Genomic DNA, 12,867 nt, shown 5'->3' with positions numbered 1-12,867 from the left:
GAGTCAAGCTGTGAACGCAACAGTCCAGCCCACACCCGGGTGACACGAGCGTCGGGGACCTCGGGCTGGGATGATGGAGGCATGCCCATCCTGAACAAGGACATGCAGGTCTGCATCTCGCTGGCCGGCCGCCCCAGCAACATCGGCACGCGCTTCCACAACTTCCTGTACGACGAGCTCGGACTGAACTTCGTCTACAAGGCGTTCACGACCGACGACCTGGAGGGCGCCGTGCGCGGCATCCGGGCCCTCGGCATCCGCGGCTGCTCCGTCTCGATGCCGTTCAAGGAGGCGATCATCCCGCTGGTCGACAACCTGGAGCCGTCCGCCGTCGCCATCGAGTCCGTGAACACCGTGGTCAACGAGGATGGACTGCTCACGGCATCCAACACCGACTACGAAGCCGTCGCGCAGCTGCTCGCCGAGCACCGGGTCGACCCCGCGCAGCGGGTCCTGGTGCGCGGCTCCGGCGGGATGGCGAAGGCCGTGGTCGCCGCCTTCCGCGGCGCCGGCTTCGACGACCTCACCGTGCTGGCGCGCAACACCGACGCCGGCCCGGCGCTGGCGGAACGGTACGACTACGCCTGGGTCGCGGAGGACCCGGAGCCCGACTTCGACGTCATCGTCAACGTGACACCGCTCGGGATGCGCGGCGACACCGAGTCCGTCCTCTCCTTCGAGCGGCCGTTCATCGAGCGTGCATCCACCGTCTTCGACGTGGTCGCGTTCCCGTCCGAGACGCCGCTGATCGCCGCGGCGCGCGAGGCGGCCACGGCGGTCATCACCGGCGCCGAGGTGATCGCGCTGCAGGCGGCGCGGCAGTTCGAGCGCTACACGGGCGTCGCGCTGACGCCGGAGCAGGTCGCCCGGGCGTCGGAGTTCTCCCGAGCGGAGTGATGCGGAGCGCCGCGTCCGGGGAGTAGCTTGAGCCCACGAACGTGAAGGAGCGTGACGCATGGGCATCGGAAGCGGCATCTTCATCTTCGTCGTCGGGCTCATCCTCGCCTTCGCCCTGCAGGTCGAGGTGAGCTGGATCGACCTGAAGACGACCGGGTACATCCTGATGGGCGCGGGGCTGGTGGTGTTCGTCACCTCCCTGGCGTTCGCGCTGCGGCGCCGGCCCCGCACCGTCATCCGGCGCGAGAGCATCGACCCTGCCACCGGCGAGCGGGTCGAGCGACGCACCGATGAGTACTGAGTCCCCGCCCTACACTGGTCGGGTGCCAGACGACGTCCTCGCCCTCGAGAACCAGGTGTGCTTCGGCCTGGCGGTGGCGGCCCGGAGCGTGATCGCCCTCTACCGGCCGGTGCTCGAACCGCTGTCGCTGACGCATCCGCAGTACCTCGTGATGCTCGCGCTGTGGGAGCAGGAGCCGCGGTCCGTCAAGAACCTGAGCGACACGCTCGCGCTGGAGCCGGCGACCCTCTCGCCGCTGCTCAAGCGGCTGGAGGCGACGGGCTACGTGGAGCGACGCCGCAGCACGGCGGACGAGCGCGCGCTGGAGGTGCGCCTGACCGTACGCGGCCGGGCGCTGCGCGCGGAGGCGGAACAGATCCCGCCGCGCATCATCGAGCGTCTCGGCCTGCCGATCGCCGACCTCGAGAACCTGCGCGAGAGCCTCCAGGCCATCATCGCGGCCGCCGCACGCACCCCCTAGCGGCTGTACCCTGCCCCGCGGGTCAGGGTCTACGCTGACGGCGGAGGACGACATGCGCATCAGCGAGCTGGCCGAACGGGCCGGAGTGACGGTGAAGGCCGTCCGCTACTACGAGCGACTCGGCCTGGTCGCTCCCACGCGGCTGGGCAACGGCTATCGGGAGTACGGCGACGAGCACCTGCGCGCCGTGCGGGAGATCCGGGAGCTCGCCGCCACGGGCATCCCGCCGGGCAAGGCGCGCCCGTTCATCGAGTGCCTCGGGTCCGGTCACGCGCACAGTGACGAGTGCCCCGCATCCCGCGACGCCTACCGCGACGGCCTCGCCGAGCTCGACAGCGCCATCGCGCAGCTCGAGCGGCGCCGGGAACTGCTGGCCCGGCGGCTCGCGGGGGCCGAGCACCGCATCCCCGAGCCGGAGCACGGCTGCGGGTGCACCGTCCCCCTGCCCTGACCGGTCGCCCGGATCATCCCCAGGGATGACCCATCCCCCACCTGCGGTCGATGCCCTCCGGCGGCGCTCACGGTTGACTCGGAACGTCGGCTCGCAGCGCAGTGCTCCCGGGCCGGACACGAAGGGGGAGACCGATGACGACGCTGGGCCACGGACTGCGAACCGCACCGACGCTCGGAACGCCGTCGGAACCGGTGCGGCGGCGGGCGCGGGGGCTGCTCGCCGCCGTCACCGGCAACGCGTACCTGCAGCTCGCGATCACCCTGCTGCTGATCGCCGCCGGGATGGCGCTCCTCCTCGTCGGGATCGGTTTCGTGCTCGACATCGCGGTGCCCTGGGTCTTCGGCGACGAGCTGCGCGCACTGAAGGTGCTCCTGCCGCAACTGGGCTGAGCCCTGGCCGATCAGGCGCGCCGTCGCCTAGAGTCCCGGGCATGGGACGCCTCCTCTATTCCGCGATCGCCTCCGTCGACGGCTACACGGTCGACGCCGCCGGCTCGTTCGCCTGGGCCGCGCCGGACGCGGAGGTGCACGCCTTCGCGAACGCTCTGGAACGGGGCGTCGGCACCGTGCTCTACGGGCGCCGGATGTACGAGACGATGCGGGTCTGGCAGGACATGCCGGGGGCGGAGGACGATCCGGTGACGGCCGAGTTCGCGGCCGCCTGGCGGGACTCCGACAAGATCGTCTTCTCGTCGAGCCTCGCCGAGGTGACCACTCCCCGCACGCGGCTGGAGCGGACCTTCGACCCGGATGCGGTGCGCACGCTGGTGCAGGACGCCGAGCACGACGTGTCGATCGGCGGGCCGACCCTCGCGGCCCGCGCGTTCGCCGCCGGCCTGGTCGCCGAGGTGTGGCTCATGCTCGTGCCCGTAGCCGTGGGCGGCGGCACGCCCGCCCTGCCGCTGGGCCAGCGCCTCGGGCTGGAGCTCCGCGACGAGCGCCGCTTCGGCAACGGCACGGTGGCCCTGCACTACGCCGTACAGAACTGAGTCCGCTCAGTCGCCATCCCACCAGCGCAGCACCCGGAGCGCGCGCAGAGTGAGCCACTGGCTCGGGAAGCCCTCCATCTCGAACTCGACGTTGACCGGTCCCTCGTGGTCGTTCTCGAGCACCCAGCGGCTCTCGGCGTCCCGCTTCGACCGGACCAGCTCCACCGCCTCGGCCAGGCGCGGATCCCGCCGGTCCTGCAGCCGGAAGTGCTCGAGCCCCCGCAGCACGTCGTGGTACCAGCGGACCGGGTAGGAGAGCATCGTCATCCGCGGATCGGGGATGCTGCCGTCGGAGCGGCGGCGGAACAGCCCGCGCGCGAGGAGGTACTCCTCCCCCGCGGCCGCGGTCTCCTCCACGCGCGGGTCGGAGCCGCCCGCGTGCTGCCAGGCCCGCAATCCCTCGACGGCGCAGATGGTGGAGTGGAAGGACGAGACCCGCGCGCCGTACTCCGCCCAGCAGTTCCAGCCGCCGTCTCCGAGCCGCGAATCGGCCAGGGTCTCGGCGACACGATCGCCGGTCTCCCCGAAGTACGTGGCGATGGTGAGGACCACGCCGTTGATGCACGGTTCGGTCTCGCCGTCGAAGTACGGCTCGCCGGCGTGCTCCCAGCGAACATTTTCGCGGACCCGGGCGATGGCGCGTCGCGCCTCCGGACTCGTCGGATCGAGGCCGAAGTCCACCAGCTGCTGCAGGGTGAAGTGCGTCCCGCTCCACGCATCGAAGCCGTCGCGCTCCGGGGGGATCCAGCCGGGCCGGTAGGTCCCGCCGTCCCAGAGGCCGTCCTCCGCCTGCTCGGCCAGCAGTGCCGCACCCCAGCCGTCCGTTGCGATGCGGGCGCGCTCGGCTGCGACCTCCTCAGCGGGCGCGTCGGTGAGCGCGTGCAACACCTGCCAGCGGATGGCCGGATCGGAATCGAGAAGCCAGTCGAGGACGTCCATGCGGCACACCGTAGCCCTCGCACGCGCCTGCGCGCACCTGCCTGCAGGGGTACCCCCCATTGGAGGGATATGTCAATGACTGGACCCGCCTCCACCGGGCGTCTTCCGTGGGCGGCACAAACCCATCCGGGACACACCCCATCCGGGCACATCCACCGAAAGGAAACGGCAGTCATGACCATGTCAGACGACCAGTCCGCGGACACCCCGATCTTCGACAGCAGGCGAGAGACGCTGGAGCCCGAGGCCGGCCTCCCCGAGTCGGTGCTGCCCGGCGGCGCAGCAGGCGCCGGCGGCACGACGACCAGCGGCACGACGACCAGCGGCAACTCGACCGGCGGCCAAAGCGGCGTACGCGAGGAGGCGGGACGCGTCGCCGGCTCGGCGGCGCAGGCCGGCAAGGACGTCGCAGGCACCGCGAAGGAGCAGGCGAAGAACGTCGCGAGCGAGGCGAAGTCGCAGGCGAGAGACCTGTACCACCAGACCCAGCGCGAGCTGCGGGACCAGGCGGCCCAGCAGCAGGAGCGGGTCGCGAGCGGTCTGCGCTCCGTCGGCGACGAGCTGGACCAGATGGCCTCGTCCTCCGAGCAGGGCGGCGTCGCCAGCGACCTCGTCCGGCAGGCCGCACAGCGCACCCACTCGATCGCCGGCTGGCTCGAGCAGCGCGACCCCGGTTCGCTTCTCAACGAGGTGAAGTCGTACGCACGACGCAACCCGGGCACGTTCATCGCCGCGGCGGCCATCGCCGGCGCGCTCGCGGGACGCCTGACCCGCGCTCTGGCGAGCGGGAACGACTCCGACAGCGGCAGCAGCTCCGGCTCGACCGGCACCACCGCCGCCGGATACACCGGGACGACCGGGTACACCGGCACGACCGGTTACACCGACACCACGGGCTACACCGGCGCGAGCACGACCGGCCTGAGCGGCACGGGGACGGTCGCCGACGGCGACCTGTACGACGACGGCGTCACCGACCAGCCTGAGCTGCCGGGCGCCGGCTACACCGGAGGCCGGGCATGACCGACCAGCCCAGTGCCGCAGAGGATCGCGCAGCGAACAGTTCGCTGGGCGAGCTCCTCGGAGAGGTCAGTCGCGATCTCTCCACGCTGATCCGCCAGGAGATGGAACTCGCCAAAGCCGAGATCCGGCAGACCGCCACGCGCGCCGGAAAGGGCGCCGGGCTGCTGGGAGGCGCCGGCTACGCCGGACTGATGGCGGTGTTCTTCCTGTCGATCGCCCTGTGGTGGGCGCTCGGCTACCTGGTCGGCAACGCCTGGTCCGCGGTGATCGTCGCCGTGATCTGGGCGATCGTCGCGCTCGTCCTGTACCTGGTCGGGCGCAAGCAGCTGGCGACCGTGAAAGGCGCACCGCAGACCGTCGAGACGGTCAAGGAAATCCCCCCGACCCTGAAACCGAACGGAGAGAACCGATGAGTGACGACCCCGACGCCATCCGCGCCGACATCGAGGCCACGCGCCGCAATCTGAGCGGAGACGTGGACGCACTGGCCGACAAGGTCACGCCCAGCAAGATCGTGGACCGCCAGACCCGCAAGGTCAAAGGCGCCTGGCACTCCCTCAGCGACCGGGTGATGGGCACCGCCGACGACGTGGGAGGCACCGTCTCCAACGCCGGCGAGTCCGTCGCCGACGCCGGCCGCACCGTCGTGAACAAGGCGCAGGGCAACCCGCTCGCCGTCGGCCTCATCGCCTTCGGCGTCGGCGCCCTCGTCGCCTCGCTGATCCCGGCGAGCAACAAGGAGAAGGAGCTCGCATCCTCGGCGAAGGATGCGGCACAGCCCCTGCTCCAGGAGGCGGCCGACGTCGGCAAGCAGGTCGCGAACGACCTCAAGGAGCCGGCCCAGCAGGCCGTCCAGTCGGTGAAGGAGACCGCGCAGGAGGGGGTGTCCACCGTCAAGGAGGAGGCCACCGACCGCGCGAGCGATGTCGCCGACGACGCCAAGCAGTCGCAGCAGCGGTTGCAGTCCGACCAGTAGAACTCCCTCCCCGCGCGGCGGTCGGCCTCCCCCGGGCCGGCCGCCGCCCCTTTTAAAAGCACTGCACCGAGAGGATCCGACGATGAGCGATGTCGGGGCCAGCAAGCGCCTGGCCGATGCCCCTTCCCCCGAGGACTCCCGCAAGCCGGAGAGTCCGCACCACCTCGACAAGCCGTCCTGGAAGCTGGTGCTGAAGCGCACCATGCGCGAGTTCAGCACCGACAAATGCACGGACATCGCGGCTTCGCTGACCTACTACGGCATCCTGTCGCTGTTCCCGGGGCTGATCGCCCTCGTCTCCTTGCTCGGCGTCGTGGGGCAGGGACGCTCCGCTACGAACGCCCTGATGGGGATCGTGAAGCAGGTGGCGCCCGGTTCCACCGCGCAGCTGCTGGAGGGCCCCATCCGGAACGCGGTGAACTCCCCGGCATCCGGGTTCGCGCTGGTCTTCGGCATCGTCGTCGCCATCTGGTCCGCCTCCGGCTACGTGGGGGCGTTCTCCCGCGCGATGAACCGCATCTACGAGATCGACGAAGGCCGGCCGTTCTGGAAGCTCAAGCCCCAGCAGCTCGTGGTGACCGTCATCACCGTGGTGCTCGTCACCATCGTCACACTCATCCTCGTGGTCTCAGGTCCCGTCACCAAGGCCATCGGTGACGCTCTGGGCCTGGGCGCCGGTCCGCGCATCGCGTGGGAGATCGCCAAGTGGCCGGTCCTGCTCCTGGTGGTCGTCGTCATCATCGCGGTGCTGTACTACGCCGCCCCCAACGCCAAGCAGCCGAAGTTCCGCTGGATCAGCATGGGCGCCGTGATCGCGATCGTGGTGCTCGCTGTCGCGACTCTGCTGTTCGCGTTCTACGTCGCGACGTTCGCCAACTACGAGAAGACGTACGGTCCGCTCGCCGGGGTGATCGTCTTCCTGCTCTGGGTGTGGATCGCCAACCTCGCGCTTCTCTTCGGAGCGGAGTTCGACGCCGAGACCGAGCGCGGCCGGGAACTGCAGGCCGGCATGGCGGCCGAGGAGACCATCCAGCTGCCGCCGCGCGACACCCGTCTCAGCGAGAAGTCGGAGCAGAAGGAGGAGGAGCTCATCGACGAGGCCCGCAAGGTGCGGGAGGACGCCGACTGACCGTCAGTCGATCGAGCTGCCGACCACGCGGTTGCCGCCCGCGTTCTTCGCTGAGTACATCGCGTGGTCGGCCTCGCGGATGAGCCGGTCCGGGTTCCAGCCCGGGTCGCTCGTCCGGGCGATCGACATCCCGATGCTGGCGCTGATCGGGAATCCCTCCGGCAGGTCGGCGAAGGGCAGGCCGATCGCGAGGCGGATGCGGTCGGCGACGTCCTCCGCAGCGGCGACCTCGGGCACTTCGCAGACGACGACGAACTCGTCGCCGCCGTAGCGGGCCACCAGGTCCTCCTGCCGCACCACCTCCTGCAGGCGTCGTCCGACCTCCCGCAGCAGCAGGTCGCCGACGTGATGGCCGAGACCGTCGTTGACACGCTTGAAGCCGTCGAGGTCGATGAAGAGCGTGGCGACGAGGGCCGGAGTGGCCCGGCCGTACTCGAGCAGCTGCGTCTCCAGCCGACGGCGGTTCGGCAGCCCGGTCGTCTCGTCGTGCATGGCCGCGTGCTCCAGCTGCCGCTGCAGGCGGAGGGTGGTGATCGCCTGCGCGGCCTGTCCGGCGAGCGCGTCCGCCAGCGGAGCGGCCTCCGAGTCGAACTGCCGCGGGTGCAGGAAGAAGGCGACGAAGACACCGAACAGCAGATCGTCGTGCTGGATGGGCGCCACGAGCACCGCATGCACTCCGGCGCCGCGCATGGCGGCGCCGAGCACCGGGGTCACCTCGTCGGCGGCAGCGGCGCCGCTCACGGCGAGCACGTTCCGCAGCCCGGAGGCCTGGGCGACGAGAGTCTCGCCGCCGGGCATCCCGTGCAGCGGGTTGTCGCCGGACGCCTGCAGGAATCCGCCGCATTCGTCCCGGAGGAAGACCGCGGACTGCTCGGCCTGGTAGGCCTTCGCGACGGTCGTGGCCAGGATGTCGACCAGCTCCTGCTCGCTGGTCGCCGCCGAGAACGCGATCGAGGAGTCGATGATGAGCTCCAGCCGGTTCCGGGTGCGCTCCTGGAGCGCCTGCGACCGCATCAGCTCCCGCTCGCGCTCGGCGCGGTCGGCGGCGTCGACCAGCACGAGGACCGCCCCGTCGCCGGAGTCCTCGCGGCCGACGATCACCGGGCGGTACGACCCGTCGCGGTGCGCCAGGCGCACCATGCCCTCCGACCGTCCGCCCACGCCGGCGAACCGCTGCCGGACGGACTTGAACGGCCGTCCCGTGAGCTCGGCCACAGGCAGACCGGTCCACTCGGCGAACAGATCGTTCGCTTCGACGATCCGGCCCTCCGCATCCAGCCGCACGATGGCGCAGGGCAGGTCGTCCGCAGCAATGGGGCGCACCGCTCGTCTCCTTCGTCTGGCTGAGCCGCCGTCCGAGGGCTCACCTAATGAATTTAGCCTACGAATGTTTGCAACCAGTCGGCGAAACGATCCGGATCGGTCGGACGCGCGATGAAATACCCCTGGCCGCGATCGCACCCCGCCGAGCGCACGGCGGCCAGCTGGTCGGCGGTCTCGATGCCCTCCGCCACGACGCGCATACCGCCCGTCTTCGCCTGAGCGACCGCGTCGGCGACCGCCTCCCAGTCGGCGCCGGCGATGAGGCTGCGGTCGAGCTTGAGCTCCTGGGCGTGGACGGCGAGCGCACGCTCGATGGACGAGTGCCCGGATCCGAAGTCGTCGATGGATACGGTGACGCCCCACTTCTGGATGATGTCCAGCCGGCCGGTGACGGCGCTGTAGTCGGCGATCCGCTCAGCCTCGGTGACCTCGACGATGAGGTCCGCCGGAGCCAGTCCGGAGTCCGCGAGCTGGCGTTCGAGCTCGTCGAAGAAGCGGTCCGTCTCGAGCTGCAGCGGGGAGACGTTCACGGCGACCGCCAGGTCGTAGCCGCGCTCCCGCCACTCGCGGCCGATGCGGCAGCACTCACGCAGGGCGAACAGGCCGAGGTCGTGGATGACGCCGGTCGCCTCGGCCAGCGCGACGAACTCGGCGGGCGGTACGGGACCCCGTGTGGGATGCGTCCACCGGCACAGGCCCTCGACCGCCACGACGGCGCCGGAGGCGAGGTCGATCTGCGGCTGAACGTGCACCTGGAGCTGATGGGCGGCGATCGCGCGGGCGAGCTCCCGCGCATCCAGCTCAGTCGTCGCCACCCGCACCTCCTCTTCGGCCGTCCACGCCACAGTGCCCGCACCGGGGGCGCCTGTCAACGGGAGGGGCGGTCAGGCCTCGCTGCTGGAGGGCCCGAAACCGGGCTGCGGGAACTCCGCGCCCACGTCGCCGGTCGGTTCCTCCTGCCGCAGAGTCGCGGCGATGCTCGGCCCGGCCCCGACCCGCGAGAAGGCCACGAGACCGCCGCGCACACTCGACTGGTACGTCGTCATGACTCCGTCGACGGGAAGGTCGATCTCCGCCGGCGGCCGTCCATCCGCGAAGGGCACCGCCCGCTGCGTCGTCGAGCCGTCCTCCTCGACGAACTCCGCCAGGCCGAAGGTGAGCCCGCCGCGGTCGAACGACACCCGGACGAGCAGGAAGGTGCGGAGCGCCTCGTCGTCGAGCTCGTCCAGCTCGTCGACCAGCGAACGCAACTCGGCCGTCGTGCCGAGCCGCGGTCCCGCATCCCGGACATCGCCCGCCCACGCGCGCACGTGCGCGGCCAGCGCGTCGAGTGCCGCTTCGTACGACGCGGGAGACGTGCCCTGGATGCCGAACTCGCCCCACTCGGCGACGTACCGGTCGTTCTCGTCGTCGTGCTCCACCGGCACCGTGATCCGCGGTTCCGACGCCTTGTACCACTCCCAGGCGGCCAGCTCTTCCGGTGCGAACAGCTCGCGCAGCTGCCGCACCGCATCCTCGTCGTCCGGCTCGGCCGCCGACGCGAGGATGGCTCGCTCGAAGAACGCGTTGTCGTCCACGGCCGTCTCCTTCCGACTCCCCCAGCATCGCAGGTGCGGCGCGAGGGGTGAAGGGCGTGCGCGCGTCAGGGCAAGCACATAACAAGCCATCAGCGTCCGCACAGCGCACGTAAGAATCCCGAAAGAATGCGCCGCCATCCTGGGAGACATGGATCACACGTCGACCGCCGCGGCACCCTTCCCGCAGGCGCCCTCCCGCCCCCGGCCGCGGTCGCACGGAGGGTCGTCGCCGGCCGGCGCACGCACCGTCCGCGCGGCTCTCGTGCTCGGCGTCGTGGTCGTACTGGGGATGTGGTGGCTCACCGTCCCCGCCGGCTTCTCCGTCACCCCTGCGAACGCCCTCACGTCGATCGGCGAACTGGCGGGCATGGTCGGCGGGTTCCTGGTCTGCGCACAGGTGCTGCTGATCGCCCGGGTGCCGTGGTTCGAGCGGGCGGTCGGCCTCGACAAGCTCGTCTCCTGGCACCGCTCCCTCGGCGCATCCGTGCTGTTCCTGATCGTCGTGCACGTGCTGTTCCTGGTGTTCGGCGGCGAACTCGTCGACACGAACCCGCCGTGGACGGAGTTCGTCAGCATCCTGCAGAACTACCCCGACATGCTGACGGCGCTGATCGGCACGATCGCCTTCCTGGTCGTCGGCCTGAGCAGCGCCCGGCTGATCCGCACGAAGCTGTCGTACGAGGTCTGGTACTGGCTGCACGTCACGACCTACGTCTCGATCTTCCTCACGTTCTTCCACCAGTTGAGCGGCGGCGCCCACTTCGTCGCGCAGCCGATCAACCGCATCCTGTGGATCGCGCTCTACCTCGGCACGGCCGCCGCGGTGCTGACGTGGCGGTTCATCCTGCCGACGATGGATGCGTGGAAGGGCCGGATGCGGGTGGCTGCGGTCGTCCCCGAGAGCGAGGGCGTGAACAGCGTCTGGCTCACCGGACCGCGCGTGGAGCAGCTGGGCGTCCGCGCCGGCAACTTCCTCCTCTTCCGCTTCCTCAGCCGCGGCCACCTCGGGTCCGCGCACCCGTACTCCGTGTCGGCCGTCCCGGCCGACGGCTACCTGCGCATCACGGTCGGGGCGATCGGAGACCACTCCACGCGTATGCCGGCTCTCAAGCTCGGCTCCCTGGTGTTCGCCGAGGGACCCTTCGGCCGGTTCACCGCCGACCGCGCGAGCCGTGCGCGCATCCTGCTCATCGCGGGCGGCGCCGGAATCGGGCCGATCCGCGCCCTCGCCGAGGAGCTCGTCCGGCGCGGCGCGCAACCGGTCGTCCTCTACCGGGCCCGCTCGGCGCGGCACCTGGCCCTCCTCGGCGAACTGCAGGCCATGCCGGGCGTCACCGTCATCCCGTTGGTCGGGCGGCGCTCCGAGCTCGGCTACGACCCGCTCGACGTCGAGCCCCTCCGCCACCTCATCCCGGATGCCCACGACTGGGAGGCCTTCATCTGCGGCCCCGAGGGGATGGGCGAACGGGCCGAGTCGTCCCTCCGCGCGCTCCGGATGCCGAAGCGCTTCATCCACCGAGAAGAACTGAGCATGTCATGAGCAGCACATCCTGGCGGGGAACCGTCCTCTTCACCACCATCCTCGTCGTCATGGGTGCGACCGTCGGCCTGAAGCTCTACGGGATCGGCGAAGACGCGACGACGCCGGCGGCGACGTCCACCACCACGTCGAGCGCCACCGGCTCCAGCGGAAGCGGGGGCGACAGTTCGGGCACCACGTCCGGCTCGTCGGACGCCGCGTCCAGCTCCCCGTCGGCGACGCCGAGCCCGACGCAGTCCTCCTCGACCACGGTCATCACCGGTTCCGCAGTAGAGACCCGCTACGGCGCCGTGCAGGTGAAGGTCACCTTCTCCGGCAGCACGATCACGGCCGTCGACACCATCCAGTCCCCCGACCGCGAAGGACGGGACGTCGAGATCAACGCGCAGGCGCTGCCGATCCTCGAGCAGGAGGTGCTGTCGTCGCAGTCGGCGAACATCGACACCGTCTCGGGAGCGACCTACACCTCCGAGGGCTACATCCAGTCCGTCCAGTCGGCGATCGACCAGCGGTGAGGTTCCGGGAGACGGTGATGGGCATCCCGATGTCCATCGACATCCGGGACGACAGGGATGCGGCGCCCGCGGCCGAGCGGGCGTTCGCCGTGCTGCGGGCGGCCGACCGCCGCTTCAGCCCCTACCTGCCGAGCAGCGAGCTGAGCCGTGCCAACGCCGGCGAGCCTGTCGCGCTGAGCGACGACTTCCGCGAGGTGGTGGCGATCGGCGAGGCGGCCGCGCGCGCATCGGGCGGCGCCTTCCGCATCCGCCGGCCCGACGGCTCGTGGGATCTCGACGGTGTCGTGAAGGGCTGGGCGGCGGCACGCGCGGCACGTGAGCTGGCGGCGGACGGCCTCCGCGACTACAGCCTCAACGCGGGCGGCGACGTCGTGGTCGCCGGAAGCCCGGGCGACGGCGCACTGTGGAACGTCGGCATCCGGTCGCCCCACGATCCGGCGGCGATGCTCGCCGTGCTCGCCCTCACCGACGGCGCCGTGGCGACGTCCGGCGCCTACGAGCGCGGATCCCACATCGTCGACGGCCGCGACGACTCCCCCGCCGGCGGTCTGCTGAGCGCCACCGTGATCGCCGACGACCTGACCACGGCCGACGTGCTCGCGACCGCCGTCTTCGCCCTCGGTGCCGATGGCCTCCACTGGGCCATCGAGCAGGGAGCGCGGGGCGTGCTGGCGATGGATGCGGCGGGCCGCATCCTGGGCGTCGGCGAGCTCCCTTTCGCCCGTCCCGCGGCCGCCGGATGAAC

At 71.0% G+C, this 12,867-nt stretch carries 17 protein-coding genes; 13 read left to right on the top strand and 4 right to left on the bottom strand.

Features of this window, described 5'->3' with window-relative positions:
- Window positions 1–81 precede the first annotated feature (81 nt).
- The 6 genes from J2W45_RS13585 to J2W45_RS13560 all read left to right on the top strand — a co-directional run bounded on the left by J2W45_RS13585 (window position 82) and on the right by J2W45_RS13560 (window position 3,100).
- The gene (locus tag J2W45_RS13585; RefSeq protein ID WP_310132778.1) at window positions 82–897 is read left to right on the top strand and encodes a shikimate 5-dehydrogenase; all 816 of its coding nucleotides are present in this window, start codon (window positions 82–84) and stop codon (window positions 895–897) included.
- Between the two features lie 58 nt (window positions 898–955).
- Window positions 956–1,198, top strand: a complete 243-nt coding sequence (locus J2W45_RS13580; RefSeq protein WP_310132775.1) for a DUF6458 family protein — start codon at window positions 956–958, stop codon at window positions 1,196–1,198.
- 22 nt (window positions 1,199–1,220) lie between these two features.
- Window positions 1,221–1,658 carry a MarR family winged helix-turn-helix transcriptional regulator gene (locus tag J2W45_RS13575; RefSeq protein ID WP_310132772.1) on the top strand — a complete coding sequence of 146 codons (438 nt, stop codon included), beginning with the start codon at window positions 1,221–1,223 and terminating at the stop codon, window positions 1,656–1,658.
- 52 nt (window positions 1,659–1,710) lie between these two features.
- Window positions 1,711–2,109, top strand: a complete 399-nt coding sequence (locus tag J2W45_RS13570; RefSeq protein WP_310132770.1) for a MerR family transcriptional regulator — start codon at window positions 1,711–1,713, stop codon at window positions 2,107–2,109.
- Between the two features lie 134 nt (window positions 2,110–2,243).
- Window positions 2,244–2,501, top strand: a complete 258-nt coding sequence (locus J2W45_RS13565; protein ID WP_310132767.1) for a hypothetical protein — start codon at window positions 2,244–2,246, stop codon at window positions 2,499–2,501.
- A 41-nt stretch (window positions 2,502–2,542) separates the two neighbouring features.
- A complete protein-coding gene (locus tag J2W45_RS13560; protein WP_310132764.1) occupies window positions 2,543–3,100 on the top strand; it encodes a dihydrofolate reductase family protein in 558 nt (185 codons plus the stop codon).
- Between the two features lie 6 nt (window positions 3,101–3,106).
- On the opposite strand, the gene J2W45_RS13555 is transcribed toward J2W45_RS13560, so the two are convergent.
- Entirely contained in the window at window positions 3,107–4,039 is a 933-nt protein-coding gene (locus J2W45_RS13555; protein ID WP_310132762.1) for a hypothetical protein, read from the bottom strand.
- 174 nt (window positions 4,040–4,213) lie between these two features.
- Between J2W45_RS13555 and J2W45_RS13550 the strand changes: the two genes are divergently transcribed.
- The 4 genes from J2W45_RS13550 to J2W45_RS13535 all read left to right on the top strand — a co-directional run bounded on the left by J2W45_RS13550 (window position 4,214) and on the right by J2W45_RS13535 (window position 7,167).
- Window positions 4,214–5,062, top strand: a complete 849-nt coding sequence (locus J2W45_RS13550; RefSeq protein ID WP_310132760.1) for a hypothetical protein — start codon at window positions 4,214–4,216, stop codon at window positions 5,060–5,062.
- Window positions 5,059–5,475 carry a phage holin family protein gene (locus tag J2W45_RS13545; RefSeq protein WP_310132758.1) on the top strand — a complete coding sequence of 139 codons (417 nt, stop codon included), beginning with the start codon at window positions 5,059–5,061 and terminating at the stop codon, window positions 5,473–5,475. The genes J2W45_RS13550 and J2W45_RS13545 overlap by 4 nt, the downstream gene beginning before the upstream one ends.
- Window positions 5,472–6,038: a DUF3618 domain-containing protein gene (locus J2W45_RS13540; RefSeq protein ID WP_310132756.1), complete on the top strand. Its 567-nt coding sequence runs from the start codon at window positions 5,472–5,474 to the stop codon at window positions 6,036–6,038. Before J2W45_RS13545 ends, J2W45_RS13540 begins: the two co-directional genes overlap by 4 nt.
- A gap of 82 nt (window positions 6,039–6,120) precedes the next feature.
- Entirely contained in the window at window positions 6,121–7,167 is a 1,047-nt protein-coding gene (locus J2W45_RS13535) for a YihY/virulence factor BrkB family protein (RefSeq protein WP_310132754.1), read from the top strand.
- A gap of 3 nt (window positions 7,168–7,170) precedes the next feature.
- On the opposite strand, the gene J2W45_RS13530 is transcribed toward J2W45_RS13535, so the two are convergent.
- The 3 genes from J2W45_RS13530 to J2W45_RS13520 form a co-directional block, all read right to left on the bottom strand.
- Complete coding sequence (locus J2W45_RS13530; RefSeq protein ID WP_310132751.1) at window positions 7,171–8,490, bottom strand: diguanylate cyclase; 1,320 nt, start codon at window positions 8,488–8,490, stop codon at window positions 7,171–7,173.
- Between the two features lie 53 nt (window positions 8,491–8,543).
- Entirely contained in the window at window positions 8,544–9,305 is a 762-nt protein-coding gene (locus J2W45_RS13525; RefSeq protein WP_310132748.1) for an EAL domain-containing protein, read from the bottom strand.
- A 69-nt stretch (window positions 9,306–9,374) separates the two neighbouring features.
- Window positions 9,375–10,067: a hypothetical protein gene (locus tag J2W45_RS13520; protein ID WP_310132746.1), complete on the bottom strand. Its 693-nt coding sequence runs from the start codon at window positions 10,065–10,067 to the stop codon at window positions 9,375–9,377.
- A gap of 148 nt (window positions 10,068–10,215) precedes the next feature.
- Here J2W45_RS13520 and J2W45_RS13515 point away from each other — a divergent pair, with 148 nt between their 5' ends.
- The 3 genes from J2W45_RS13515 to J2W45_RS13505 are packed head-to-tail and all read left to right on the top strand — an operon-like array spanning window position 10,216 to window position 12,865.
- Window positions 10,216–11,607 (top strand): ferredoxin reductase family protein, encoded by a 1,392-nt coding sequence (locus J2W45_RS13515; RefSeq protein WP_310132745.1) that lies wholly within the window; start codon window positions 10,216–10,218, stop codon window positions 11,605–11,607.
- Window positions 11,604–12,122 carry an FMN-binding protein gene (locus tag J2W45_RS13510; RefSeq protein ID WP_310132743.1) on the top strand — a complete coding sequence of 173 codons (519 nt, stop codon included), beginning with the start codon at window positions 11,604–11,606 and terminating at the stop codon, window positions 12,120–12,122. The genes J2W45_RS13515 and J2W45_RS13510 overlap by 4 nt, the downstream gene beginning before the upstream one ends.
- Window positions 12,119–12,865 carry an FAD:protein FMN transferase gene (locus J2W45_RS13505; RefSeq protein WP_310132741.1) on the top strand — a complete coding sequence of 249 codons (747 nt, stop codon included), beginning with the start codon at window positions 12,119–12,121 and terminating at the stop codon, window positions 12,863–12,865. Before J2W45_RS13510 ends, J2W45_RS13505 begins: the two co-directional genes overlap by 4 nt.
- Window positions 12,866–12,867 lie beyond the last annotated feature (2 nt).

This window comes from Leifsonia shinshuensis (assembly GCF_031456835.1).
GTDB lineage: Bacteria > Actinomycetota > Actinomycetes > Actinomycetales > Microbacteriaceae > Leifsonia > Leifsonia shinshuensis_C.
Note: the sequence above shows the minus strand (reverse complement) of the source record. Positions and strands in the feature narration are given on the sequence as shown.